Origin of the sequence: Thioclava litoralis (assembly GCF_045278885.1) — a bacterium.
Taxonomy (GTDB): Bacteria; Pseudomonadota; Alphaproteobacteria; order Rhodobacterales; family Rhodobacteraceae; genus Thioclava; species Thioclava litoralis.
Genome location: NZ_CP135443.1, coordinates 2244140 through 2270220, shown reverse-complemented (window position 1 = coordinate 2270220; position 26081 = coordinate 2244140). Strand labels below are relative to the sequence as shown.

20 protein-coding genes and 1 tRNA gene are annotated in these 26081 nt (G+C 60.2%); 10 read left to right on the top strand and 11 right to left on the bottom strand.

All coding sequences use genetic code 11. The features are described from left to right. The first annotated feature begins 21 nt into the window (after positions 1-21). The 4 genes from RPE78_RS11250 to rocF all read left to right on the top strand — a co-directional run bounded on the left by RPE78_RS11250 (position 22) and on the right by rocF (position 6364). Positions 22-951: a carbohydrate kinase family protein gene (locus RPE78_RS11250; RefSeq protein WP_406720596.1), complete on the top strand. Its 930-nt coding sequence runs from the start codon at positions 22-24 to the stop codon at positions 949-951. 226 nt (positions 952-1177) lie between these two features. Further along, positions 1178-4384: a chemotaxis protein CheB gene (locus RPE78_RS11245; RefSeq protein ID WP_406720595.1), complete on the top strand. Its 3207-nt coding sequence runs from the start codon at positions 1178-1180 to the stop codon at positions 4382-4384. 145 nt (positions 4385-4529) lie between these two features. Next, the gene (locus tag RPE78_RS11240) at positions 4530-5213 is read left to right on the top strand and encodes a hypothetical protein (protein ID WP_406720594.1); all 684 of its coding nucleotides are present in this window, start codon (positions 4530-4532) and stop codon (positions 5211-5213) included. A 212-nt stretch (positions 5214-5425) separates the two neighbouring features. Further along, entirely contained in the window at positions 5426-6364 is a 939-nt protein-coding gene (gene rocF / locus RPE78_RS11235; RefSeq protein ID WP_339107045.1) for an arginase, read from the top strand. A gap of 52 nt (positions 6365-6416) precedes the next feature. Here rocF and RPE78_RS11230 read toward each other — a convergent pair whose 3' ends face one another. Beyond that, the gene (locus RPE78_RS11230) at positions 6417-7385 is read right to left on the bottom strand and encodes a bile acid:sodium symporter family protein (protein WP_406720593.1); all 969 of its coding nucleotides are present in this window, start codon (positions 7383-7385) and stop codon (positions 6417-6419) included. A gap of 178 nt (positions 7386-7563) precedes the next feature. Between RPE78_RS11230 and RPE78_RS11225 the strand changes: the two genes are divergently transcribed. Continuing rightward, the gene (locus RPE78_RS11225; protein ID WP_406720592.1) at positions 7564-8538 is read left to right on the top strand and encodes a class 1 fructose-bisphosphatase; all 975 of its coding nucleotides are present in this window, start codon (positions 7564-7566) and stop codon (positions 8536-8538) included. Between the two features lie 75 nt (positions 8539-8613). Beyond that, the gene (locus tag RPE78_RS11220; protein WP_406720591.1) at positions 8614-9510 is read left to right on the top strand and encodes a LysR family transcriptional regulator; all 897 of its coding nucleotides are present in this window, start codon (positions 8614-8616) and stop codon (positions 9508-9510) included. 37 nt (positions 9511-9547) lie between these two features. On the opposite strand, the gene RPE78_RS11215 is transcribed toward RPE78_RS11220, so the two are convergent. Next, entirely contained in the window at positions 9548-10516 is a 969-nt protein-coding gene (locus RPE78_RS11215) for an aldo/keto reductase (RefSeq protein ID WP_339107041.1), read from the bottom strand. A gap of 141 nt (positions 10517-10657) precedes the next feature. Next, a complete protein-coding gene (locus RPE78_RS11210) occupies positions 10658-11560 on the bottom strand; it encodes a LysR family transcriptional regulator (protein ID WP_339107040.1) in 903 nt (300 codons plus the stop codon). A 106-nt stretch (positions 11561-11666) separates the two neighbouring features. On the opposite strand from RPE78_RS11210, the gene RPE78_RS11205 reads away from it, so the two are divergent. From RPE78_RS11205 to RPE78_RS11195, 3 genes are all read left to right on the top strand, one after another. Further along, positions 11667-12650: an aldo/keto reductase gene (locus RPE78_RS11205; protein WP_406720590.1), complete on the top strand. Its 984-nt coding sequence runs from the start codon at positions 11667-11669 to the stop codon at positions 12648-12650. A gap of 100 nt (positions 12651-12750) precedes the next feature. Next, complete coding sequence (locus tag RPE78_RS11200; protein WP_339107038.1) at positions 12751-13419, top strand: response regulator transcription factor; 669 nt, start codon at positions 12751-12753, stop codon at positions 13417-13419. Next, positions 13416-14693 carry a sensor histidine kinase gene (locus tag RPE78_RS11195; RefSeq protein WP_406720589.1) on the top strand — a complete coding sequence of 426 codons (1278 nt, stop codon included), beginning with the start codon at positions 13416-13418 and terminating at the stop codon, positions 14691-14693. Before RPE78_RS11200 ends, RPE78_RS11195 begins: the two co-directional genes overlap by 4 nt. A gap of 204 nt (positions 14694-14897) precedes the next feature. On the opposite strand, the gene RPE78_RS11190 is transcribed toward RPE78_RS11195, so the two are convergent. The 4 genes from RPE78_RS11190 to RPE78_RS11175 all read right to left on the bottom strand — a co-directional run bounded on the left by RPE78_RS11190 (position 14898) and on the right by RPE78_RS11175 (position 22218). Beyond that, positions 14898-15149, bottom strand: coding sequence for a hypothetical protein (locus RPE78_RS11190; protein WP_339107036.1), 252 nt, complete (start codon positions 15147-15149; stop codon positions 14898-14900). A gap of 63 nt (positions 15150-15212) precedes the next feature. Further along, positions 15213-18842, bottom strand: a complete 3630-nt coding sequence (locus RPE78_RS11185) for a vitamin B12-dependent ribonucleotide reductase (RefSeq protein WP_406720588.1) — start codon at positions 18840-18842, stop codon at positions 15213-15215. Between the two features lie 822 nt (positions 18843-19664). Next, the gene (locus RPE78_RS11180) at positions 19665-20348 is read right to left on the bottom strand and encodes a GAD-like domain-containing protein (protein WP_406720587.1); all 684 of its coding nucleotides are present in this window, start codon (positions 20346-20348) and stop codon (positions 19665-19667) included. A 1-nt stretch (position 20349) separates the two neighbouring features. After that, entirely contained in the window at positions 20350-22218 is a 1869-nt protein-coding gene (locus RPE78_RS11175) for a polymorphic toxin type 15 domain-containing protein (protein ID WP_406720586.1), read from the bottom strand. A gap of 185 nt (positions 22219-22403) precedes the next feature. Between RPE78_RS11175 and RPE78_RS11170 the strand changes: the two genes are divergently transcribed. Then, positions 22404-23441, top strand: coding sequence for a DUF4123 domain-containing protein (locus RPE78_RS11170; RefSeq protein WP_406720585.1), 1038 nt, complete (start codon positions 22404-22406; stop codon positions 23439-23441). 601 nt (positions 23442-24042) lie between these two features. Here RPE78_RS11170 and RPE78_RS11165 read toward each other — a convergent pair. The 4 genes from RPE78_RS11165 to pdxH all read right to left on the bottom strand — a co-directional run bounded on the left by RPE78_RS11165 (position 24043) and on the right by pdxH (position 26040). Next, positions 24043-24119, bottom strand: a tRNA-Pro gene (locus RPE78_RS11165). A 112-nt stretch (positions 24120-24231) separates the two neighbouring features. Further along, on the bottom strand, positions 24232-24741 hold the full coding sequence (locus RPE78_RS11160; RefSeq protein ID WP_406720584.1) for a DUF192 domain-containing protein: 510 nt from the start codon (positions 24739-24741) through the stop codon (positions 24232-24234). A 2-nt stretch (positions 24742-24743) separates the two neighbouring features. Beyond that, entirely contained in the window at positions 24744-25274 is a 531-nt protein-coding gene (locus RPE78_RS11155) for a cold shock domain-containing protein (RefSeq protein ID WP_339107027.1), read from the bottom strand. A gap of 142 nt (positions 25275-25416) precedes the next feature. After that, positions 25417-26040: a pyridoxamine 5'-phosphate oxidase gene (gene pdxH, locus RPE78_RS11150; protein ID WP_406720583.1), complete on the bottom strand. Its 624-nt coding sequence runs from the start codon at positions 26038-26040 to the stop codon at positions 25417-25419. Positions 26041-26081: the final 41 nt, after the last annotated feature.

Sequence of the window (26081 nt, the reverse complement as noted above, 5' to 3'; positions counted from 1 at the left end):
GTTCTCACTAAGGACAAAGCGATGATTTTATGTGCTGGTGAAGCCCTCATCGACATGATCCCCACCCCGACCGTCTCGGGCGGCGAGGGGTTTGTTCCCCATAATGGCGGGGCGGTGTTCAACACCGCGATCGCCTTGGGGCGGCTTGGACAGACGGCAGGGATGCTGACCGGACTGTCGAGCGATCTTTTCGGGCAGCAGCTTGATCAGGGGCTGCGCGACAGTCAGGTGGACACCCAGCTCTGCATCCGCAGCGACAGGCCAACTACGCTGGCCTTCGTCAAGCTGGTCGACGGACATGCAAGCTATGTCTTCTACGACGAGAATTCGGCGGGACGCATGCTGACCGAAGCCGATCTGCCGCCCCTGCCCGACAGCGTGAACGCGCTCTATTTTGGCGGGATCTCTCTGGCTTGCGAACCGGGGGCCGATGCCTATGCCGCCCTTCTGGCCCGCAACCATACCAACCGCGCGGTGATGATCGATCCCAATATCCGCCCCGGTTTCATCCGTGACGCGGCGCGCTATCGGGCACGGCTTGGCACGATGCTGGCCCAATCCGATATCGTGAAAGTCTCCGACGAGGATCTCGACTGGATCATCCCCGGCGCGCAGACATTACCCCAGAAGGCACAGGCGCTGCAGGCCAGCGGCCCTGCCGTGGTGATCGTGACACGCGGGGCGCAAGGGGCCAGCGCGTGGCTTGCGGATGGCACCGAGGTCAGCATTGCCGCCGAGCGGGTCACCGTGATCGATACGGTCGGTGCGGGAGATACGTTCAACGCGGGCATTCTGGCGAAGCTGTCGGAACTGGGCCTGCTGGAGAAACCCCAGCTGCGCCGTCTTGCGCCGGACGATATGCGCCGCGTTCTGGCCTTCGGGGCGAAAGTCGCCGCCGTCACCGTCTCGCGCGCGGGGGCCAACCCGCCTTGGGCCGCGGAACTGGCCTGACAGGGTGTGACCACATCAGGCAGCCCGCAACGGGACAGCCACAAAGAGGCAGCCGCCGTCTTTTGAACCAGATGCCGATGACGCGAAGTAGTTTTACTATTTCGCGTCATTCTTTTTGGACAGATCAGATAATTGCTTCTATATCACAAATATAAGGATTTATTCTTTCAAGCTTTTCGCCTTACGGTGCACTGCCCATCGGGCACCATTCTCGGGAGAACATGACGTGACAAGCGATGCGAAAACCCCCGCTTACATCGTGGGGATCGCCGCGTCCGCAGGCGGGCTTGAAGCCACATCCCTGCTGGCACAGAACCTGCCCAAATCGCTTGATGTGGCCTATGTGCTGGCCCAGCATATGTCGCCCAGCCATAAATCCATGCTGGTGCAGCTTCTGGCGCGTGAAACCAGCCTTGCCGTGGTCGAGATCGAAGAACGTGTAGTGCCTGCGGCCAATACCATCCACATCCCGCCGCCCGGCCATGACGTCGTTCTGGAAGATGGCGAGTTTGTGCTGCGCAACCCCGAAGGGCATCCGGCGGCCCCCAAACCCTCGGCGGACCGGCTGTTCAAATCCATAGCCTCAGAAGTGGGCGAACGTTCGGTGGGTATCGTGCTGTCGGGCACGGGATCGGATGGCAGCTACGGGGTGCAGGCCATCCGCGAGGCGGGCGGGATCACCATCGCGCAGGAGCCCTCAAGCTCCAAATACGATTCCATGCCGGTGTCGGCCATCCGCACCGGCTGTGTGGACCTGACGCTGACACCGCAGCAGATGGGCCAGCATCTGGCCATGATCCTTGCCCAGCCGCGTGATCTGGAAAGCCTCAAGGATATCAACGAACACACCGGCAAGAATTCGGATCTGTTCCAGATCCTGCTGGGCCATACGCTGGTCGATTTCCGCCAGTATAAAGAAAGCACGATCAACCGCCGCATCCATCGCCGGATGATCGCCAAGGGCATCGAGAATTACGCCGATTACGTCGAACTCTGCCGCCGGTCGGTAGACGAGGTCGAGGCGCTTTATCGCGACCTGCTGATCTCGGTCACCAATTTCTTCCGCGATCCCGACCAGTTTCTGGCGCTGCGCGATGCGATTACCAAGAAGGTCTCCGATGGCGCGCAAGAGCCGCTGCGGGTCTGGATTGCGGGCTGCGCGACCGGCGAAGAGGCCTATTCGATTGCCATCCTCATCGTCGAGGCCTTGGGCGGGCTGGCAAAGGTCGAAAAGGACAAGCTGCAGATCTTTGCCACCGATATCGATGACCGTGCCTTGGCCATCGGTCGGCGCGGGCAATATCCGGCCTCTGCCGTCACCGATATTCCGCAGGAATATCTGTCGCGCTATTTCGATCTGGCCGAAGATCATGTCGTGGTGAAATCGAAGCTGCGCAGCTTCGTCATGTTCTCGCGCCATAACGTCTTTCAGGATGCGCCCTTCATGTCGATCGACCTCGTGTCGATCCGTAACGTGCTGATCTATTTCGAACCCAAGCTGCAGGAACGGGTGCTGACGCGGATCCAGTATGCGCTCAAACAGGACGGTCTGCTGTTTCTGGGCACATCCGAGACGACCGGCGCGCTGGAAAGCTTCTTCGTGCCGCTCAGCCAGCATGGAAAGATCCTGCGCAAACGCTCCACAAGGCTGAATTCGGCAGCCCCTGCCCTGAACGGCTCGCTGCCGCCTGCCAATCATCTGCGCGCCGCGTCCCCTGCAAGCTACCGCAATGCACCGACGCCTCCCAATGACTGGTGGCGTTTCGATGCGCTGGCGAAATCCGTGGTGCGCAATGGCTTTCTGACCAATCGCGACCGCGCCGTGCTGAAAATCTATGGCGATATCGCCCCCTTCGTGGAAATGCGCACCCCCATTCATGGCGGCATGACGCTGGATGTGCTGCAAAAGGCGCTGGCCTATGAGGCCAATTCCATGGTGCTGGTCGCGCTAAAGCAGCGTGAGGCACGGTCGGGCCAATGGCATCAGGTGGACGGGCGCGACTTCAATACCGTGCGGATGACCGCGTGGCCGATCATCGACGACAAGGCCGAGGAGCCGGTGGTGCTGATCGGTTTCGAGACCGAGATGCGCTCGGAGCCCGACCCCGAGAATATCGAGCGTTCGGATTACCTGAACTATCTCGAAACAGAGCTGTCGCGCACCCGCGACACGCTACAGATCACGATAGAGCAGCTCCAGACCTCGAACGAGGAACTGCAATCGCTGAACGAAGAGCTGCAATCCTCGAACGAGGAGCTGCAATCCACGAATGAGGAGCTGGAGACCTCGAACGAGGAGCTGCAATCCACGAATGAGGAACTGATCACCGTCAACGAGGAGCTGCTGGTCAATACCGGCCAGCTCGAACGCACCTCGGCCGAGCTGAACGGGCTGATCAAGGGTCTGCCCACGGTGATGATGATGCTTGATCAGGGGCTGTTGATCCGCCATGCCAGCCAGTCGGCCACACGGACCTTCGAGATCCGCGAGCGTGGCCATTCGCTGGGCCATCTGTCGCAATGCTACATCCCCAACGGCTACCCGCCGCTTGTCGATATCTGTTCGCAGGCGCTTCTGGACCGCCGCCCGCATTACCGGCAGTTCGAGATTGACGATTACTGCCATTCGCTGACCGTTTCGCCGCTGGTCACCGAAAATGACGGATTGATCGGGCTGATCGTGCTGATCACCTCGGTCGATATGACGGTGGATTCCCTGCTGAACCAGACCTTGCGCAAATTCTCGAATATCGGGACATGGCGCGTCAATCTGGCAACCGAAGAGGTCAGCTGGTCGGAAGAGACCTATGCCATCCACGGCATGATGCCCGATAAGGCCAAGCGGAAAATGGATGAGGCGGTCAATTACTACCATCCCGACGACCGCGATATCGTCAAATCCGCCATCGAGAGCGCACTCAACCGCAATGAACCCTTCCATTTCTTCGCCCGCCTCAAACGCAGGGACGGCGCGACGGTTGTGGTGGAAAGCTCTGGCTCGGCGGTGCGGAACGAGGTGGGCGAACCCATCGCGCTGATCGGGGTCTGCCGTGATTTCTCGCGCATCCAGAACGAGAACCTTCTGGTGCGCCATTATGACGAGATCACCACCGAACAGCATATGGGCTTCTTCTCGATCGATATCATCAACAACCTGCATTACTGGAATCCGGTGCTGATCGAGATGATGGATGTCGCCTCCGAGGGCGACCAGTCTCTGGACCGGCTGATTTCGCATCTGCCGTCGGACCGCCAGACCCTGCTGCGCAAGACGCTTCAGGACGCAATCCAGCAGCGCCGGCCCTTCTGCCTCGAAGAGACACTGATCCTGCGGCATGGTGCATCCCGCAAATGCCAGATCCGCGGCAATGTCGAGTGCAATGCCAGCAATCAGGTCACGCATCTTTACGGGTCGATCAGGGTCATCGACTAGGCGGTTTTTTGCGCGGGCTGGCGGTTTTCAGGAAATTGAAACCAACGTGACCAAAAGCCCGCTCATAATTAAGACCTTATTAACGATTACAACCAGATGATGTTTCCAAGAACAAATACTCCATTGACCGAAAGGATACCCGAAAATGGGTGCGGACGGGCAGCACAGCCATCATGAGTATGGAATAGTTACACTCCACCTCCTCCGTGACGATGCCACCGGCGCATGGTTTGCCGAGCGGATCGAAATGAATCTGGACAACATGCGCAACCAGATCACGTTCCGCCAGCCTGAACCGCTGGCGGGTGCGTTTACCTCCCCTTTTGCAGAGGCTTTGATCCATTATCTTCCCCAGAATGGTGATTTCTCTGTCTCGACCAATTCCCACAACCTGATCGAGATCCCCGGTCTTGTGTTGGGCGGGATGCGGATTATCGCGCAGCGCAATATCAACGGTTTGCAGCGCGTGGCGGTGCGGTTCCGCAATGTCATTGGCGAGTTTCAGGCGGTCTTGTCGATCAAGTATCGCAGCGAAGGCCAGACACTGACCACGCTGGAAAAAGGCGCGACCGATGCGTTGTTGTCGCTGCTGATCCCCTGCCTTGATCTTGCGCATGTCGAGCTTGACACATTCGCCGATGCTGACCTGCCGTTCAAAGTGGCGCTGCGGTTGCAGACCCTGACGCAGAAAAAAGAGGATCTGGCCTTTTTTACCCATATGCTGCGGCGCTATGTGGAAAATACTCCGCAGATGCTGGCGGTGGATTATCTCTCGCAGCTTCCCGCCCATCAGGAAGACCCCGCCATCAAGCTTGTCGCCAATAGCTAAGTCCCCCCCGATCCGGGCCACGTTTTCCAGTATCCCTGTTTCCAGTATCCGGCCCGTGATCTTTGATCGCAGGGCTTTTTGTGTTTCGATGCAAGGCATTAACCTTAAATGCATCCGGCACAGCACGGCATATCCCCGCCGGCCGCCTGTGGGGGCTTCCCTTCCCGCCCGTTCGGCGCGACAGTAAGAGACCAACAAGGCGGAGGGACATCATGAGCGGTACCACGACTATCCTGATCGGCGCGCCCGTCGATTGCGGCAAACGCGGCAAGGGCTGCCTGATGGGGCCCGACGCCTATCGCGTGGCAGGGATCAAGGAGATCCTGACCGAACTGGGGCGCGACATACGCGATCTGGGCAATCTCGCCCCCGGCCCCCTGCCCGAGGTCACCCCCGATAATGACCGCATCCATGCTATGGCGGAAACCGTCGCATGGACCCGCACCCTGATGCAGGCCGGACGCGATGCGGCCAAGCTGGGCTTTCCGATTTTCATGGGCGGCGATCACGCGCTGGCTATGGGCTCTGTCGCAGGGATGATCCAGCATGCGGCCGATCTGGGGCGGCCCTTCTATCTGCTCTGGCTCGATGCCCATTCCGATTTCCATACGCCGCAGAGTTCGGGATCGGGCAATCTGCATGGCACGCCGGTCGCCTATCTGACGGGGCGCGACGGGTTCGCGGGGTTTCCCACGCTCGACCACTATCTCGAACCGTCGCATACCTGCATGATCGGTCTGCGCTCTGTCGATCCGGCAGAACGGGTCGCACTGAAGAAAAGCCCCGTGCGCCGCTATGACATGCGTGCCATCGACGAAACCGGCATCGCCCGACCGCTGGGCGATTTTCTGGCCGAGGTGGAGGCGGCGAACGGCATGCTGCATGTCTCGCTGGATGTCGATTTTCTCGACCCCTCGATCGCTCCCGCTGTGGGCACCACCGTGCCGGGGGGCGCGACATTCCGCGAGGCGCATCTGGTGATGGAAATGCTGCATGACAGCGGGCTGGTCACCTCGCTCGATCTGGTCGAGCTGAACCCGTTCATGGACGAACGCGGCAAGACGGCGCAGCTCATGGTGGATCTGACCGCCTCGCTCTTCGGGCGTTCGGTCTTTGACCGGCCCACGCTCAACCACGCGCGCCGGTTCTAATGCAAAAGCCCCGGCCTGACGACCGGGGCCCTGTCCCTGAGGCGCGCAAGGGTCAGCGCCCGTTTGCGTCCGTCATGGCCTCCGACACGGCAGGGGTCTCGGTGAACCGTGCCATGATATTGGCCACCAGCGCCCCCGAGATATTGTGCCAGACCGAAAACATCGCCGAAGGCACCGCCGCCAGCGGCGAGAAATAGGCGGTGGCCAATGCGGCCCCGAGCCCCGAATTCTGCATACCGACCTCGATGGCAATCGCTTTGCGGCGGGCAAGGCTGAGCCCTGTCAGACGGCCCGCCAGATAGCCGATCAGATAGCCCAGCAGGTTATGCACGACAACCACGCCGAAAATCATCACACCCGACTGGACGATGGCCCCTTTCGAGGCCGCAACCACGGCCGCCACAATCAGCACGATCCCCGTGACCGAAACCAGCGGCAGAGCGGGAATGGCAGCCTTGACCAGCTTGGGCAGGAATTTCTGCGCGATAATCCCCAGCACCAGCGGCAAGATCACCATTTTCAGGATCGAGACAAACATCGCCATCCCGTCCACCGGCAGATGGGTCGATGCGAAGGTCCATACGAGGAACGGCGTCACCACCGGCGCCAGCAGGGTCGTGACCGAGGTACAGGCCACAGAAAGCGCCAGATCACCTTTGGCAAGATAGGTCATCACATTCGAGGAGGTGCCGCCCGGGCAGCACCCGACCAGAATGACCCCCGCCGCCACTTCGGGGGCCATCGGTACGATCATCGTCAGTGCCACGGCGATCAGCGGCATGATAACGAATTGCGAGACCACCCCGATGGCCACCTGCACGGGGCGTTTGGCGACCTCGGCAAAATCCTGTGCCGAGATGGTCAGCCCCATTCCGAACATGATAAGCCCCAGCAGCGGGACGATCAGCCCTTTGAGCAGTACGAAAATATCGGGAAAGGCAAAGCCAAGACCTGCAAAAAGCACGGTCCAGAACGCGAATGTCCGCCCGACAAATTGCGAAAATGCGGCGATTGATTTCATTTTTCCCCTCAAAATCGTAACATGATTTCTTCTGCATGATCGCGCGGATACTCACCCCGCTTATGAAATACAAGACATTCTCCCCGAAAAACACAATTTGCCGAATATCCTCGGGAAAACTCCGATGACATTCTCGCGCAAGACGGGCAAAACAGAGACATACATAAAGGAGATTTCCATGCTCATCCTCCCCGATGACAGCACGCATGATTACCCGCTTCTGGAGACGCTGGTTGAAGATGATGATCTGGGCCAGATCGTACTCCGACTTGCCCGTGCAATGGTGCCGCTGGCGGGGCGCTTGGCGGCAGGCAAGCTGCCCGGTGATCCTGCGGCGCTGGTCGGCCAGAATGACAGCGGGGATGCGCAAAAAGCACTGGATGTCGGGGCGCATGAGCATGTGCTGGCGGCGCTCGAGGGCAGCAATATCCGCCATGTCCTGTCAGAAGAGGCCGCAGCCCCCGTCTGTCTGGACCCCGAGGGCGATTGGGATCTGGTGATTGACCCGATTGACGGTTCCGGCTCCATCGGTATCGGGGCACCTTTGGGGATGCTGTTTGCGCTTTATCCCGCAGGCACGGGCGATTTTCTGCGGGCAGGCAATGAAGCCGTCGCGGCGGGCTATGCGTCTTTCGGCCATTCGCTGGATTTCGGCTACTCCTTGGGCGATGGCGTGCATATCGCCACCTATGATGCGCAATCGCAGGCCTTCCATGTGACACTCGCCAAGGTGATGCTGCCCGAACAGGCCAAGATCATCGCCTATAACGCCTCCAACGAACGTCACTGGTCGGCGGGGTTGCAGGCCTATATCCACGATCTGCGCTTGGGGACGACCGGCCCGCGCGCGCGGGATTTCAACATGCGCTGGCTGGCGGCGGCTGTGGGCGAGCTACATCGCATCCTCTTGAAAGGCGGTGCTTTTCTTTATCCGCAGGATGCGCGCAAGGGCTATGAGAATGGCCGCTTGCGCCTGACCTACGAGGCTGTGCCAATCGCGTTTTTGATCGAACAGGCCGGAGGTCGGGCCAGCACAGGCCAGCAGCGCATTCTGGATCTCGTTCCGACAGAGCTGCATGAATTTGTCCCGCTGATCTTCGGAGCGGCGGAAGAGGTCGGGGTGATCGAAGACTATATCGCCCGAAATAGCTGACCTTTGTCAGGTAACGCATTTCTTGCGATCCGAGGATAATCGCCGCATGATCTCCCATATATTATGGGGGATCATATGGATCTGATCGATGAATTGCGCGCCTTTGTTGCCACCGCACAGACACGCTCTTTCACGGCGGCAGCAGATCAGCTCGGGTTGTCGAACCGCCTGACCTCGAAATATGTGGCGGCGCTGGAAGCCCGTCTCGGGACGCGGCTGTTCCAGCGCACTACGCGCAAGGTCGGGCTGACGCCTGCAGGCGAGGAGCTGATGGCGCGTGCGCCCGCCCTGCTCGATGATCTGGACCTGATGATCGGCGATATTGCCGAGGGCTCGCGGGGGCTCGCGGGGCTGATCCGCATCTCGGCCCCCGTCACCTTCGGGGAAGCCTATCTGGCCGAGATGCTGGGACGTTTCGGGCAGACCCATCCCGATCTGACCATTGATCTGCGACTGAGCGACCGGTTTAGCGATCTGGCCGGCGACGGGATCGATCTGGCGTTCCGCATCGGTCAGCTTGACATGATGGCGCTGAAATCCCGCAAGATCGGCGCTTTTCGGGTAAAACTGGCCGCCAGCCCCGCCTATCTGGCCGCACATGGCAGGCCGCAAAAACTTGCGGATCTGGAACATCATAGCTGCATCATCGACACCAACCGCCGCAATGCCCGCCGCTGGTCGTTCCACAAGGACAGGCATGTCACGGTCACGGGGCGGTTTCATGTCAACTCGGCCCGCGCCGCCTGCCGCTTTGCCGAAATGGGTCTGGGGATCACCTATTGCCCCGATTTCGCCCTGCGCGCGGCCTTGGAAAGCGGACGGCTGGTTGCCCTTCTGCCGGAGGAGACGGGGGAAACCTATCCGGTGAATATCGTCTATCTCGAAGGGCAGCGCCTGCCCCGCAAGCTGCGCGCACTCATCGATTTCGCCCAAGAGGATATGAAACAGTCAGGCATTCTGGGCGAGTGTTGAAAGCGGGGCCGCAACCGGACCGGCCCCGTTTCCGGCCCTATTGCGCGGCCTCCACCGCGCCCGCCTCTGTCAATGCGTTCATCTCGTCCTCGGCCAGATGCAGCTCTGCCGCCTTTACAAAGCTTGCAAGCTGGCTTTCGCTGGTGGCCGAGGCGATAGGGGCGCTGACCCCTTCCCGCGCGATCAGCCATGCCAGTGCCACCTCGGCGGGTTTGGCATTATGGGCCAGGGCCACCTCGTCCAGCGCCTGAAGCACCGCCAGCCCCCGATCATTCAGATATTTCCGGACCATATCCCCGCGTTTGGACCCTTCGAGGTCTTCGGGCCTGCGGTATTTCCCGCTCAGGAACCCGGCGGCAAGGCTGAAATAGGTGACCACACCGATATTCTGCGCGATACAGAACGCGCGCAGATCGCCCTCGAACCCGTCACGGTCATAGAGGTTATATTCGGGCTGGAGCACCTGATAGGCCGGAAGCCCGTGGTCTTTCGCAACGCGCTGCGCCGAGGACAGCAACGCGTAATCATAGTTTGACGCCCCGATCGCACGGATTTTCCCCGCTGCCAGCAGGTCACGATAGGCCCCCAGCGTCTCTTCATGGCGCACGCTGTCATCGGGCCAATGCGAGAAATAAAGATCGACATGGTCGGTTTTCAGCCGCTCCAGCGACAGGTCGATCGCCTTGGAAATCCACGCTTGCGACAGGCCTTTTTCACCCGGACCGCCCATATCGGAACCGACCTTGGTAAACAGCGTCACTTTCTCGCGCAGGCCGGGCCGCGCGGCGAACCACTTGCCAAGGATCGTCTCGGACTCGCCGCCGCTATTGCCTTCCCCCCATGCGGAATAGACATCCGCCGTGTCAATCGTGGTAAAGCCGTGATCGATCAGCGCATCCAGCATGCGAAAACTCGCCGCCTCATCCAGTGTCCAGCCGAAAACATTGCCGCCGAACACAATCGGGGAAATCTCCAGACCGGTCGTGCCAAGTGTGTTGGTCTTCATGAAAGGCCTCCTTTCTCAAACGGTTTCAAGGGTCGAAGCCGCCCTTGGTCCTCATAGAAATGCATCTGCCCCCAAAGATAGTGCGCCCGATCCTGCCGCACATGCGCAAGGCCGTCTGAGGTGATGAAAGAACCGTGAGCTTCAGCAGGTGGCAGGCGCGTCGCCCGCCAGATGGGCGCGATGGGTCTCGACCAGATCGCGCAGGAAATCGGCCACCGCCCGCACCCGCGGCGATTGCACAAGATCGGTCTGGGTCACCAGCCAGACCGGCTGATCAATCCCCAGATCGCGGCGCAGGCAGACCAGCCCGCGCGGTTGCGCCAGAAAATGCGGCAGGACCGCCAGCCCCAGCCCCGCCCGACAGCCCGCCACCTGTGTGGCAAGCGAAGTGGTCGACAGAACCGGTGGACGGCCTTGCAGCATCTGCTCGACCCAGATGGCCGCAGCCAGATGCGACTGCCCCTCGCCCCACATGATGAAGGCGTCATGATCGAAGGCCGCGCCCTCACCACCGGTTGTCCGCTGCGCCAGATAGGACGGCGCGGCATAAAGCCCCAAGCCCAGCCGCCCCAGACGCTGCAACGTGACATGGCCGCGCTCCGGTTTGACCATCCTGAGCGCCAGATCGGCGTCGCGACGATGCAGATTGACCGTGCGCACATCTGTCACCAGATCAAGGCAAAGCTTGGGATGTCGGGCCTGCAAACGCGGCAAAGCGGGCAGGATCAGATCGGTAGCAAGATTTTCAGCCGTGGCCAGCCGCACCGTGCCCGACACCTCGCGCGAGGGCTGCGCATGGCCCGCAAGGCTATTGGCCGCCGCCTCCATATCCTCGGCCCGTTCCACCAGCGCCGCACCATCCTCGGTCACGCGATAGCCGGTCTGGGTGCGCAAGAACAATGGCGTGCCCATCGCGGCCTCCAGCCTCTCGATCCGGCGCGACACCGTGGCCAGCCCCAGCCGCAACTGCCCCGCCGCCCCCGACAACGTGCCCATCCGCACCACCGCCAGAAACACTTTCAGATCATCCCAGACGATTGTCATGGCCCCACCTTCCATTTCCGGAAAGCGGCATACCGATTTGGTGGATACTCTCCGTATCTGAAAAATGGCAAGACCGGCAGCACAAGACAAGCGGAAAGGACCGATCATGCAAAAACGTTCGCTGACGAAAGAACTCCACGTTTCGGCCTTGGGGCTGGGCTGTATGGGTATGAGCGAATTCTACGGCCCCCGCGATGATGCGCAATCGCTGGAGGTGCTGCATCAGGCGACAGAGGCGGGGCTGGATTTTCTGGATACTGCCGACATGTATGGCCCCTTCCACAACGAGGAACTGATCGGGCGTTTTCTGAAAGAGACCCGCGCGAAGGTCAAAATCGCCACGAAATTCGGGATTGTGCGCAAGCCCGGAGCCTATGAACGCGACATCGATACCAGCCCCGCCTATGCACGGCAGGCACTGGAAGGGTCGCTCAGGCGGCTGGGTGTGGAACGGGTGGATCTGTATTATGTGCACCGCGTCGCTCCCGACCAGCCGATCGAAGAGACCATGCAGGCGCTGGCCAGACTGGTGACCGAGGGCAAGATCGGCCATATCGGTCTTTGCGAGGTCAGCGCCGCGACCCTGCGCCGCGCACATGCCGTGCATCCGGTCAGCGCGCTACAGACCGAATATTCGCTCTGGACCCGTGGCGTAGAGACCGAGATCCTGCCTGTCTGCCGCGAGTTGGGCATCGGCTTCGTGCCCTATTCGCCCTTGGGGCGCGGGTTCCTGACCGGCGCCTATAGCGACCCGAGCAAGCTGGCCAGCGGCGATTTCCGCGCGATGCTGCCACGGTTCAAGGATCAGGCGCTGGCCAGCAATCTGCGCATCGCCGATCTGGTGCGCGACTGGGCCCTGCGCAAAGGCTGCAGCCCCGCGCAACTGGCGCTGGCATGGCTGCTGGCACAAGGGGACGATATCGTGCCCATTCCCGGCACCAAGCGTCCGGCCTATCTTGCGGACAATCTTGGCGCGCTGGATGTGGTCCTGACCCCCGAAGATCTGGCCGCACTGGACCGCGCATTGGCGCAGATGCCGGTTGCGGGCGCGCGCTACACGGCAGAGGGCATGAAAGGGGTTGATGCCTGAGAGTTGAGGCCTGAGAGTTGAGGCCTGAGATCGGTCTGGCCGTTTGCCACAGGCGCGGTTTTTCCTCGCCTCGGCGCAAGGCCCGCGCTATCCAGAAAGCATGAGAGTGCTGCTGATTGAAGATACCCCCGATCTGGCCCGCAATGTCGCGCAATTCCTGCGCCTGCAAGGCCATGCGGTGGATATTGCCGCCTCGGTCGATGAGGCCGAGGCCGCTTGGGATGTGACCGATTATGCAGGGGTGATCCTCGATCTGGGGCTGCCCGACGGGTCGGGGCTGACGCTTCTACGCGCCCGCAGACGCGCCGGTGACCGCACGCCGGTGATCATTGCCACCGCGCTCGACCAGATTTCGGACCGGATCGCGGGGCTGGATGCCGGTGCCGATGACTATGTGACCAAACCTTTCGATCTGGGCGAGCTGGCCGCGAGGCTGCGCGCCCATGCGCGGCGTTCGGAAGGCAACCCGACCGCCCAGACCGCCCTTGGCGATCTGCGGATCGACCGTGCCGCGGCACGGCTCTGGCGCGAAGGCACAACTGGCGAAGGCAAGGAAATCCGTCTGACATCGCGGGAATGGTCGCTTTTCGAGGCGCTTCTGGCGGCGCGCGGGCGCATTCTGTCGCGGGCCGCACTGGAAGAGACCCTGTTCGCCTATGATGACAGCGTGGAAAGCAATGCAGTCGAGGTCTATATCTCGCGGCTACGGGGGAAGCTCGGCGCGGAGGTCATCGTGACGCGACGCGGTTTGGGATATCTGATCCCGTGACACCGTGGTCGCTGAAAAAGCGCCTGCTGCGCAATGTGCTTCTGGCGGTGGGCTTTGGCTGGATCGCGACCTTGAGCGTGGGCATCTATGCGCTGAACCATGAAATGGGCGAAGTTCTGGATGGCGCGTTGAAGGACGACGCCGCGTTGGTGGCGCAGCTTCTGGCGCATGACCAGACCCAAGCCATTGCCACTTGGGCCAACAGCCATGCGCAAAACACGGATTGGCAGATGCGCATCCTGCTGCCGGAGGGGCCGGCCACCGCTGCCCCCTGGCCTGCGCTCGGGCGTGATGGGATCAGCCAGACCGAAGACTGGCAGGTGGTGCGGCAAACAACCCCCGACGGCGTGATCGAGATCGGCCAGAGCCTCAAGCGCCGCAGCCATGAATTGATGGAAGCCGCCCGCGCCTTCCTGTTCCTGATCATCCCGCTTTTGCTGATTGTCACCGCCGCCGTCATCCTGACCCTGCGCAAGAGCCTGTCCTCGACCATCGCCTTCTCGCACAGGATGCGCCGCCGCAGCGCCGAGGATCTCTCGCCCCTCTCGGCGGATATGCTGCCGCAGGAAATGGCCCCTGTCACCGATGCCTTCAATATCTACCTTGACCGGATCAAGGATCTGCGCGCCGCCGAGCGCCATTTCATCGCTAATGCCGCACATGAGTTGCGCACGCCCTTGGCGGTGCTGCGCAGCCGGATCGAGGTCATGGCCGCCACGCCCCAAGCCGCGCAGGCCGACGCGCGCAGGGATCTGATCGACACGATCGACCGGCTGTCGCTGCGCGTCGAGCGCCTGCTACAGCTTGAACGCGCGGAGGCGGGGCTGGGCCTTGCGCGGGAACGGATCGATATTGTGGCGCTGATCCGGCTGCTTTGCCACGAGCTGCGCCCGAACAGCAACGGGCAGCCCCCGATCCTGTTTGACGACAGCGATCTGGACCGGCTCGATATTTCCAGTGACCGCGATGCGCTGGCGATCATCTTGCGCAATCTCTTGGGCAATGCCCGCGATCACGGCACCGGCACAGTCCGGCTGCAACTGTCACCGCAAGGGCGTCTGCGGGTCACCAACCCCGCCCCACCCGAGGCCAGCTTCCATCTGGAACGTTTCGGCAAGTCCGGCGGCTCTGCCGGATCGGGACTGGGGCTGGACATTGTGATGCGGCTGGCGCGCGATCTGGGCATCCCGACCCGCTTCGAGATCCTCCCGCGCGAGACCGGACCTCTGGCGCAGGTCACGCTTGACCTGCCGGTCTGCACCAAAGACCAGTAACCTGCTTTACGGCAAAAGAAAAACCCCTATGGCCAGCGGCCATAGGGGGAGTTTCGTCAGTCGGGCTCGTTCTCGTTCACTGCCCTCGTCGGATCATTTTTTGCCTGGGCCCTCTCGACGTCTGGGGCAAGCGCACCTGCCCCCGAACTCGTTAACCACCACCCAAAATCATGGGTCCCCACCCCGGGGATACATCGCCTGTGCTCAGTGCAGGCCGTAAGCCGAGCCCGACTGCATGAGCGTCACGGTCGAAGATGCACCATGCATCTCGATCTCGGCCACGCTCATCGGGCAGGCGCCAAGCCCCGCGCCCCAGACCTCGACCGAGGCCTGTCCGCCGAATGTCGCATTCAGCACCGATTTCAGCGCATCTCCCGAAAGCTTGGCAACCATGCCACCCTCGATCAGTTCAAGCTCTGCCGCCTGAACGCGCGTATTTCCGATAATCAGTTCCAACGTTTTCTCCATGAAGACGTTCAAGAGGTGGTCAGGTCCGGCTGCGGGCCGGACCGCTCGACATCAGCTACAGCCCGAGGTGCCGCCGCAGGTATTGCATTTCATGCAGGTCCCATTGCGCACGAGCGTGTAATTGCCGCATTCGCCACAGGCCTCGCCCTCATAGCCCTGCATCTTGGCTTTGGTGCGGGCATCCATCGACACCGTGCCCGAGGACACAGCCGTAGAGGTCTTGGCCGTAAAGCCGGTCTGTGTTTCCGAGAACCCGACCGCTGCCTGACCGCCCTGAAACACCATCAGCTCTTGCGGCAAACGTTTGCGCAGATAGCCCGAAGACGAAATCTGGCGCAGGACTTCCAGCGATTTCGATGCCTGCTCGTCCTCTTCCAGCGAGCTTTCCGAACCATGCCCGATATCGTCGAATGTATGGCCTTTGGGCTTCACATGCGCCAGATCGGTGCGATCAAGATAGGAAATCGCCAGTTCGCGGAACACGTAATCAAGGATTGAGGTCGCATTCTTGACCGAGTCATTGCCCTGCACCATGCCCGCAGGCTCGAATTTGGTGAAGGTGAAGGCATCGACAAACTCTTCCAGCGGCACGCCATATTGCAGCCCCACCGACACGGCGATGGCGAAGTTGTTCATCATCGCACGGAAGCCCGCGCCTTCCTTGTGCATGTCGATGAAGATCTCGCCAAGCGAGCCGTCATCATATTCACCAGTGCGCAGATACACCTTATGCCCGCCGACAATCGCTTTCTGGGTATAGCCCTTGCGACGCGTCGGCAGCTTTTCACGATTGCTACGCACCAGTTCCTTGACGATCACCTTCTCGACGATCTTCTCGGCCAGCACTTGCGCCTTCTCCTGCGGGCTGCCGGTGGCAAGGATCTCTTCGGCCTCCTCGTCATCCTCGATCAGCGCCGAGGCCAAGGGCTGGCTGAGTTTGGACCCGTCGCGGTAGAGCGCATTGGCCTTGATGCCCAGCGACCAAGAGAGTTCATAGGCCGCTTTCACATCCTCGATCGAGGCAGAATTGGGCATATTGATCGTCTTGGAAATCGCGCCCGAGATAAAGCTCTGCGCCGCCGCCATCATGGTGATATGGCTTTCGACCGACAGATAGCGCTTGCCCTTCTTGCCGCAGGCATTGGCGCAATCGAAGACGTTCAGGTGTTCGGGGCGAAGATGCGGAGCGCCTTCAAGGGTCATCGTGCCGCAGACATGGTCATTGGCGGCCTCGATCTGCGCTTTGGTAAAGCCCAGATGGCGCAGCATGTCGAAGCTCGGATCGTTCAGCTTTTCTGCCGGAATACCAAGGGTATCACGGCAGAATTCCTCGCCCAGCGTCCATTGGTTGAAGACAAAGCGGATGTCGAAAGCCGTAGGCAAAGCCGCGTTGATCTTCTTGATCTCGACCTCGCCGAAGCCATGACCGATCAGCGAGGTCGTATTGATGCTCGGGCAATTCCCAAGGCTGGCATGGCCCACCGCATAGGACACGATCTCTTCGGCCTGCGCGGAACTATAGCCAAGCTTGGCCAAGGCCGCAGGCACCGAGCGGTTGATGATCTTGAAATAGCCGCCGCCTGCGAGCTTCTTGAATTTCACCAGCGCGAAATCGGGCTCGATACCGGTGGTGTCGCAATCCATGACCAGACCGATGGTGCCCGTGGGCGCAATCACCGAGACTTGGGCATTGCGGAACCCATGCGCCTCGCCCAAGGCCAGCGCCTGATCCCATGCGGCGGTCGCCAGCTCGACCAGCTTCGGGTCGGGGCAATTCGCATGATCCAAAGCCACGGGCTGGACCTCAAGCGCCTCATAGGTGCCCGTGCCATGCGCGGCCGCACGATGGTTGCGGATGACCCGCAGCATATGGGCGGCGTTCTTGGCATAGCCCGGGAAGGCACCCAGTTCAGACGCCATCTGCGCCGAGGTGGCATAGGAGACGCCCGTCATGATCGCGGTCAGCGCACCGGTCAGCGCGCGGCCCTCATCCGAGTCGTAGCCCAGACCCATATTCATCAACAGCCCGCCGATATTGGCATAGCCAAGACCCAGCGTGCGGAAATCATAGGACCTTTGCGCGATCTGCGGGCTTGGGAATTGCGCCATCATCACCGAGATTTCCAGCGTGATGGTCCAGATGCGGCAGGCATGGATATAGGCATCCGCGTCGAAGCGACCGTCCTTATAGAAGGTCAGCAGGTTCATCGACGCGAGGTTACAGGCGGTGTCGTCAAGGAACATATATTCCGAGCACGGGTTCGAGCCGCGGATCGGCCCGTCCTCGGGGCAGGTATGCCATTCGTTGACGGTATCGTGGAACTGGATGCCCGGATCGGCACAGGCCCATGCGGCATGGCCCACCTGCTCCCAGAGGTCACGTGCCTTGATGGTCTTGGCAACTTTGCCATCAGTGCGGCGCAGAAGCTCCCAATCGGCATCCTGCTTCACGGCCTTCAGGAAGGCGTTGGTCACCCGCACCGAATTGTTGGAATTCTGGCCCGAAACAGAGGCATAGGCGTCGCTGTCCCAATCCGTGTCATAGGTCGGGAATTCGATGCTGCTATAACCCTGACGCGCATATTGCAGCACGCGGTTGATATAGGTCTCGGGGATCATCACGCCCTTGGCGGATTTGATCGCCGCCTTCAGCGCAGGGTTCTTGGCCGGATCGACCGCCCCCTCATCCGATCCGTCAAAGGCGCGGATCGCGGCGAAAATCTTGTTCAGCTCGCGCTCATGCAGCTTGGAACCGGCGACCAGAGAGGCAACCTTCTGCTCCTCGATGACCTTCCAGTTGATGAAATCCTCGATATCGGGGTGGTCCATATCGATGATAACCATCTTGGCCGCACGCCGCGTGGTGCCGCCCGATTTGATCGCCCCTGCCGCGCGGTCCCCGATCTTGAGAAACCCCATCAGCCCCGAAGACTTGCCGCCCCCCGAAAGGGCCTCCCCCGCGCCGCGCAGGCTGGAGAAATTGGTGCCCGTCCCCGAGCCGTATTTGAACAGGCGCGCCTCGCGCACCCAGAGGTCCATGATGCCGCCGTCATTGACCAGATCATCCGAAACCGACTGAATGAAACAGGCATGGGGCTGCGGGTGCTCATAGGCCGAGTCCGACTTCACCAGCTTGCCGGTTTTCGGGTCGACATAATGGTGGCCCTGGCTCGGACCGTCGATACCATAGGCCCAATGCAGACCGGTGTTGAACCATTGCGGGCTGTTCGGCGCGCCCATCTGGCGGGCCAGCGTATAGCGCATCTCGTCATAATAGGCGCGGGCGTCGTCTTCGCTGGTGAAATAGCCGCCCTTCCAGCCCCAATAGGCCCAAGCGCCTGCAAGGCGGTCAAACACCTGCTTGGCCGAGGTCTCGCCGCCGAACCGCTTGTCTTCAGGAAGATCGTTCAGCGCGGCCTCATCGGGAACCGAGCGCCACAGGAACTCCGGCACATCCTTTTCGCGCACGCGCTTCAGCGCCGCAGGAACCCCCGCCTTACGGAAATATTTCTGCGCCAGAACGTCAGAGGCGACCTGGCTCCAGCCCTCGGGAATCTCAACGCTATCGTTGCGAAAGACGATTTTCCCGTCCGGATTGCGAATTTCTGAGTCCGTCGTCGTGAAGGCAATCGCGCCATAAGCGCCGCTTTCCGAGGTTGTGAATTTCCGCTCGATCTTCATCTGCTCAATTCCCTGAACAATGGCAACATTCACCCACCAACATTGTCGGCGCACGCAGTCAAAGCCCTGCACCCCCATGCAAGACCGATTCCACACTGAATCTGCATATTTTGCCTGCGTAGCCCCAACACCACTACATCTGGTGGCTTCATCTGGGACTTTGCACAAATTGGCCTAGGGTTAGTGGCGCGTCAACTGATCTTTAATCACCGGAAGGGCGTTTTTGATGTTGACGGCAGAGTCCAGCAAAGGGCGGGCCGATTCCTCCACAGAGGCCCCATCCGTCAGGATGGCGAGCTGTCGGGAAGTTTTCCTTGAGTCACGGAGGCTTGGCTTCGCCCGAAGACGATTGGCGGGAATTATCCACAATCGCGTGCCCAAAAAGGACGCAAAATCACATTTTCGCAAAAATAACACTTAACGGCGCCATCAAGGGGAAGGATGCCGAAAGCTCTTTCCTCCGCAGGAGAAAACGCCCGCCGCCAACGGCTCAGCGATTCTCCCAAGCCTCTATTTATTAACGACTATCCGGAGGATACAGGCAGCCTGCTTACAAAAAGCCCCCCACCCCCGTGGACGCCCGACAAGAACCCCGTGGCATGATGCGGACGATATGGCAGGCCCAATGTTGTATCATGCAACGCGCTTTCCAAAGATGAAGCCGAGACCATCGACCGTGCGATGTATGTGGCGCTAATACTTTGGCTAGCAAAAAACCGCCAGCCCAGCAGGCTGAGCCCCAAAACGATCCTTCAACAACAGACAGCGCCCCACCTCTTACGGCCGCTTACTTCGAGGCCTTACCCTCTCCACTATGGCGGTTCAACGCACATCCTTCATTGCCACTTTAAGCGCCTGCGGCCCATCAGCGCCAAATGCAATCCGCGCAAGGTCATCAGTGGTCATCACACGAGGCGGCTCGAGTTCAGTGACCATTTGCAGATACTCCGGGGCTGAAGTCACTTGCAGGCTCTCCAGCTCGAAATTTCCGCCAAGCGGAATAGCCAGCTTGGGCGCATAAATCTGGTCGATCGACAGCTCGCCAAGCACTGCTTTAGCAGCTTCAAAATCCTTTACTTTTTTACTATCTCCGTCGGGCATCCAAGAAAACAGCTCCACCTCGATCTCGAAGCACTGGCTCTTCATTGGGCGCGGCTCTGACGCGAAACGCTCGTCCAGCAACAATGCGTGAAAGATCGGCAGATACTTGAAAGCGCTCCCGACACCCCGCCGCCAGACCCAAACCTCGCCAAGACCCGAGAGACAATACGGGATCAATCCATGCCGGAACTCTTCGGGAAGCGACTGCGCCCAAAGATCCACCACATATTGATAGCGCTTCGGGTCAATGATCTGAAAACGACCTTTTTGCCAAGACGCCGCTCCGAAATTTTCATAAAGCCGCCGCAACGATGTCGGCAGTGTTTGATCTATCTTGGCGATCGGTTCCGACACACTATCAGGCGCTCCGAACTCATCTAGGAACTCATCCAAAAACTCTGCCATTTTATTTCCTACACGGTTCAAGTTTCACATTCATTCTAGCATTGGGGGAACTCTGCATTTTAGCGGCCGCTGAGTCGATCTGAGAGATTCTACTCGTTGGGCTCTGGTAGTCCCCCCAAGATCCGCCAATGGAAGAGTTTATGCCAGCATCCGCCACCCTGCTTATCTGGTCATAACCACCAGCGATCATATCTGGGTTATGCAACGCGGCAAGGTGGGACATAACAGCCTCCGAACGCACCCCTGCCTCTTTGATCACCTGTCTTGCTGATAACCCGCTCCCTTCCGTAGAACGTGCAATACTTGTCCTTATTGATGACCGGAGATCCGCCCGCGCCGCCTCCTGTGCGGCACCGTCACTGATCCCCTTGCGCCCAAGAGCAATATAGTCATTGCGCGCTTGCTGGTATTGCGCGACCGTCAGAGCATTCAGCCCATCTTGCTGGTCCTGCAACTGCCGCGCATATTCCTTCATAAGCCGCTGCTGCGCCACCTCGTCACCGGGCGCGCGGCGTTTGGCATAACCGGCGACATCAAAGCATTTAACATCGACTTGCGCCATACGTTTGCGCACAATCCGGATATTGCCACCATTCATACCCAGCGTGCTCGGGTCGATTTCGAGCTTATATTGCTTGAGCTCGTGGGAGATGCGGGCCACCTGATCGCTGGCATATTCCCCGCCCGCCCTGATCGCCTTGTGCAGCCCCTTGCCGATCTTGCCTACGAATTGCACGACCTTCTGGAAGCCCTGCACGAACGAGGTCACAACACCCAGTGCGCGCACGGATCTGGACAGTTTGACAAGCTTTGCCATCAATGTCGCCATCCGGCCCGCCAGAAGGGCCGCAGCCGTTCCGCCCGACAGGGCCGCGATCAGCGCAAGGACCAGCTCGATCAGCACCTCAGGCAGCACGAAGCCCGCCCCCGTCCCCGCCATCTCGGCCAGAAAGTTCGGTGTCATATTCGTGGCAACCGCCATCAGGATATGGAACAGATACTCGAAGGCATTGGTCTCGCTGGCCACGAGGATCATCCGCTCGATCCAGTCCTGCCCCTTGGCCTTGAGCTCGGCGAACAATAGCCCGATCTCGCCCGGCAGACGGGTCAGGCTATCAATCGCGCGCTCGATCACATCCACGGTGCCCGAGGCGAAGGCCCGCAGCGCATCGAAAATAATACTGAGATGGTCGGACAGATCATCGGCGCCCTCGAAGATCTTCTCGTAAAGATAGGCCGCGCCCCATGTTCCGGGAATATATCTGACAAAGGCGGGCTGACGGCTCCACCAAGATTTTGCCGCCTGAAACTGGCTGATCGCGATCTTGCTGGCACTGCCCCAGAAATCGGCCTCGCTGTCCCACCAGCTTTCCAGACCGGACATGACGCCATCGCGCAAACCTTCCGCGATGGACATCACCCCATCGGCATTCCACTTCACGACCCAAGGCTGGAGCGCGCCCAGCATAGCATCACGCCACGCGGTCAGCGCAGCCCCGAGCCCCTCCATCGCCTGATCTGCCTCGGCATCCCCGCCACTATCGCCGGGCAGATCGACGCTGACCCGCCCGCGCTCGACCTCTGGGTATTCGAAGGTGCCCAGCTTGGTGATGGGCGCAGTCTCGGCATCGCCATCGGTCAACCCGTGATGTGGCAGCGCATCCGTCTTGACCGTCTGGTCGACCAGCACACCGCTGGCATCCGCAAGCCTCAGCGGCGCATTGGTCAGGGGCGTGGCCCAGGCATCGGTATATCGGGCAGACACCCCGATCCAGCCCTTGCATGGCATCGTGGTCTTATCGAGCGATCCGACAAAGCGATAGGCGCTGGATTGCGAACGTGCTGAAATATCTTCAGGCGAAATCGACATGAAACCGTCGCATGTAAAATGGATCTATAAGCCTGTCTTTTATGGCCGGTTCATAGGGTCATGAGAAGCCCATCCGGATCACGGGAAGCATGGATGCCGCATTATAAGCAGAATTTCGCCAGAGCCGATTGGACAATCAGCCCCAAAGCCATGAGATTACCTTTGGATGGTGGCGGAGCGATGTGATGGATGATGATTTCTGGCTGACCCTTGCCAATGGTCCCGAAGACACCGCCACGGCCATCGCAGTCCAGCACGAGGCGGAACAAGGGATCACCCCGCTCGACCGTCAGTTCGGGAAGCATCCGCGCCGGATCGTGCCGGAGGGGCTGGAGATGCAGTTCGCCCCCGTCACCGATCAGGGCCAGCTCTTCGCCATTCTCGATGGCGCCAAAATCCCCGATCTACCAGAACTTCTGGAGGCCAGCGGCCTGAACCATCTATGCCTTTTCAAAGGCGATGCGCTTGACGACTATGGCGCGATCGCACCTTGGATCGTGCAGATGGATCGCGACAGTGACCTCCTCCGGCATCTTTTCACGAAAGACCACGGGCCCCATCATCTTTGGGATCATGAGGCCGCCATCTACCTGCGGGCGCCCTGCAATCTGGACGCGCTGCAGCGCCATTTCCGCCGGGTCGTAAAACTGCGGCGTGAGGATCAAAGCTGGATCTTCTTCCGGTTCTGGGACCCCAAGATCCTGCGCCGCTTCCTGCTACTGGCTGATAACCGCTCCCCCCTGCTGCGTGCGCTTCTATATCTCACCGAAGAACAAGGGCTTCGCGAGGTTATCACGGTTCTGAAAACCGGCGATCTGGACCGCTTCGCCTTCACCCTCCCCGTGCTGGAGGCCCGCCCCCCTGTGCCCCGGCTTGAAGGGCGGGATTACGCGATCCTGACCCAAGCGGTGTCCTTGGAGCGCCTTGACGAGATGGTGCGCGCGTTACAGGGCGACTTTCCCGACGAACTGCAGGGACAGGATTACACGACCCTTCACCGCAAGGTCAGCGAGGCACTGATCCGGATGCAGAGCTACGGGTTCCGTTCGGGCCCGCTGCTTTACACCTTAACCGCATGGGAGCTGATCTATGGCGCAGGGTTCGAACACCGCGATCCGACCGGCCGCCTGCTGCAGACCTTCCGCTCCCATCTCAGCGAACAACGCAAATTCCGCCGGATCGAGCAGAGGCTGACCAGCCTGTTCAAAGAGGGCATTCTGTGACCGCTGATCCGGCTTCGGGTTCAGCACCTTCAACGCCCCAAGGCAACGCATCACTCCCCCCACCCGACATGCATCGCCAATGCCGGTAATTTTAGCCTATCGACAACAAGATGAGAGCTGACACCATGCCCCCCTTCAAAGACAGCCCCGGCGCACGCTTTCTTCGCAAACGCATCGAGGCGATGGCACACAGGAAGACCCAAAGCGAGATCGCCTCCGAGGCGGGTTTCACCAATGCCAACATGAACACGATCTCGATCCTGAAGGCAGGGAAGTCGAAGATCCCCCTCGACCGAATACCATCGCTGGCCAAGGCGCTAGAGACGGACCCCGCTTGGTTTCTCCGGCGCGCGCTGGAGCAAGCTGTGGGCAAGACCTCCGCTCAAGCCATCGAAGAGATCTACGGAAGCCCGGTCACAGAGAACGAGCGTCGTTGGCTGTTGGAATTGCGTGAGGCCTCGGAGGATAAGTATCTTGCTAATAACAATATGTATATCAAAGAACTCCGACAGGGCAATGCAACCTGGGTCACATACACTGCTCTGCAACACACGGGGAATGCCTGCAATCGCATTGCCTTGAAGGGAGCAATTTTCAGAAATGGTCGGGGCGGCGAGATTCGAACTCACGGCCTTCTGTACCCAAAACAGACGCGCTACCAGGCTGCGCTACGCCCCGACTGAAGGTCTGATAACGTCTCGCGACAGAAAGGGAAAGAGGCAAGTTGCCACTCCCGCCCGAACCTATCGGAGAAATACGCGTTTCGCGCGCCAAACCGGCCCCGCGCAGCCTATGGGGCGCAGGGAATGCGGGCCTTGCCGCTTTCGATCAGGGGATGGGACAGAATGCTGCCTGCCGCGATCTGGTGTGCGCGGGCCTGTCCCCCGTTCAATTCCAGCACAAAACGGGCCTTCCCTCCGGAAGCGATCGGCGTGTCGTCGCCCGGAATGGCATTTTCATGCACCGAGACGATCTGCCCCGCCGCATCGATAAACAGCATATCAAGCGGAATCAGCGTGTTGCGCATCCAGAAAGCGCGCGGGGCCTCATCGGGATAGACAAAAAGCATACCCGCATCCTGCGGCAGGGTCTCGCGATACATCAGGCCACGGGCGCGTTGCTGCGCGGTTGTGGCCAATTCGATCCGGAACCGCGTGACCGCGGCCTTCGTGGCCCCCGTCAGGACGGCGGCATCCATCGCACAGGACACCGGTGCCGCCAGCACCGGAGCACCAACGGCAAGAAGGAGCGCGCAAAGCGCCGCCCCCAAAAAACCCGAAACACCCGGCCTGCGCCCCATATTCAGGACCGCAGCCCGCTTTCCCAAGACAGAACCTGCGCGGCCATGCGGCCCCGACGTCCCTCGATCACCTTCAGGCATACAGCCTCCCCCGGCGCCAGATCGGCAAAACCGGAACGGCGCAGCACTTCAATGTGGATAAAGACATCCTCGGAGCGGCCGAACACATTGGCAAATCCGAAGCCCTTCACCTTATCGAACCACTTCACACGCACAGGCTCGAGCGGCAGATTTTCAAGATCGCTCGCTTCCGTCCCGTCGAGATCCTCGATCGGCGGAATATCATCGCTGTTCTCGGGCGGGTCGATCTGCAGGACCTCAACGGCCTGCCGCCCACGCGGGGTCTTCTGTACCCGAACAGAAATCAGGGCGTTATCCGCCACAGATCCCTGACCAAAGTTCCGCAGAACATTGGCATGGAGAAGGATATCGGGACCGCCCTCCCCATCAAGGATAAAACCGAACCCCTTGGCAGGGTCAAACCATTTGACCTTCCCTCGGAGTTCGCTCAATTCGTTCACACCGTCAATCATGTGTAATAGATCCGTCGAATAACTAGACACGTTGTGCCACATGGCCCAATGCAGCACGTCTCCTCATATCAAAGAGGTAACGTAACTGATTTGGAAAAAAAACGATTATTTTACCTCGATTGCAGTTCACGAAGCGTGAAATTCAAGGGTTTAAGCGCGAAACCGACCAATTTGACGTTGCGTCAGCCCGCTCCCAACGGAACCGGTCATGCAAACGGAATGCGCCATCAGCCCAAAATTCAATCTCTACAGGAACGATACGGAACCCGCCCCAGAACGGGGGGCGCTTCGGGTTCGGCCCCTTGAGCGCCGTGATCTTTGCCACTTCGGCCATAAGATGGGCCCGGCTTTCGAGCGGCTGGCTCTGGTGGCTGGCCCATGCCCCGAGCCGCGACTTGAGCGAACGGGAGGCGTAATAGTCATCGGCTTGCGGCCCGTCCTCACGGCTGACAAGCCCGCGCACGCGGATCTGACGGCGCAGGGACTTCCAGTGCAGCACGAAGGCGGCCTTGCCCGCGCCATCAAGCTCTTGTGCCTTGCGCGATTCGTAATTGGTGTAAAAGACGAACGCCCCCCCCGAGGCGGCCTCGACCCCCTCGATCTCTTTCAGCAGCACCATGCGGACATTCGGCAGGCCCTGTGCATCCACCGTCGACAGCGCGATCGCGTTCGGGTCATTGAGTTCGGTCTTTTCGGCCTCTTCCAGCCACGTCTGCGCAATGGCAAACGGGTCGCGCCCCGCAAATATCCCCTCGCGATCACTCATCGGCTCTGTCTCCGTCCTACATATTCAATTTTCCGCACGAT

Bases quoted from the DNA above. Each gene is read 5' to 3' on its own strand.
- rocF (WP_339107045.1), top strand. From the start codon at position 5,426: ATGAGCGGTACCACGACTATCCTGATCGGCGCGCCCGTCGATTGCGGC.
- RPE78_RS11220 (WP_406720591.1), top strand. From the start codon at position 8,614: ATGGATCTGATCGATGAATTGCGCGCCTTTGTTGCCACCGCACAGACA.
- RPE78_RS11205 (WP_406720590.1), top strand. From the start codon at position 11,667: ATGCAAAAACGTTCGCTGACGAAAGAACTCCACGTTTCGGCCTTGGGG.
- RPE78_RS11155 (WP_339107027.1), bottom strand. From the start codon at position 25,274: ATGATTGACGGTGTGAACGAATTGAGCGAACTCCGAGGGAAGGTCAAA.
- RPE78_RS11185 (WP_406720588.1), bottom strand. From the start codon at position 18,842: ATGAAGATCGAGCGGAAATTCACAACCTCGGAAAGCGGCGCTTATGGC.
- RPE78_RS11215 (WP_339107041.1), bottom strand. From the start codon at position 10,516: ATGAAGACCAACACACTTGGCACGACCGGTCTGGAGATTTCCCCGATT.
- RPE78_RS11170 (WP_406720585.1), top strand. From the start codon at position 22,404: ATGGATGATGATTTCTGGCTGACCCTTGCCAATGGTCCCGAAGACACC.
- RPE78_RS11225 (WP_406720592.1), top strand. From the start codon at position 7,564: ATGCTCATCCTCCCCGATGACAGCACGCATGATTACCCGCTTCTGGAG.
- RPE78_RS11210 (WP_339107040.1), bottom strand. From the start codon at position 11,560: ATGACAATCGTCTGGGATGATCTGAAAGTGTTTCTGGCGGTGGTGCGG.
- RPE78_RS11240 (WP_406720594.1), top strand. From the start codon at position 4,530: ATGGGTGCGGACGGGCAGCACAGCCATCATGAGTATGGAATAGTTACA.
- RPE78_RS11230 (WP_406720593.1), bottom strand. From the start codon at position 7,385: ATGAAATCAATCGCCGCATTTTCGCAATTTGTCGGGCGGACATTCGCG.
- RPE78_RS11250 (WP_406720596.1), top strand. From the start codon at position 22: ATGATTTTATGTGCTGGTGAAGCCCTCATCGACATGATCCCCACCCCG.
- RPE78_RS11160 (WP_406720584.1), bottom strand. From the start codon at position 24,741: ATGGGGCGCAGGCCGGGTGTTTCGGGTTTTTTGGGGGCGGCGCTTTGC.
- RPE78_RS11175 (WP_406720586.1), bottom strand. From the start codon at position 22,218: ATGTCGATTTCGCCTGAAGATATTTCAGCACGTTCGCAATCCAGCGCC.
- pdxH (WP_406720583.1), bottom strand. From the start codon at position 26,040: ATGAGTGATCGCGAGGGGATATTTGCGGGGCGCGACCCGTTTGCCATT.
- RPE78_RS11200 (WP_339107038.1), top strand. From the start codon at position 12,751: ATGAGAGTGCTGCTGATTGAAGATACCCCCGATCTGGCCCGCAATGTC.
- RPE78_RS11180 (WP_406720587.1), bottom strand. From the start codon at position 20,348: ATGGCAGAGTTTTTGGATGAGTTCCTAGATGAGTTCGGAGCGCCTGAT.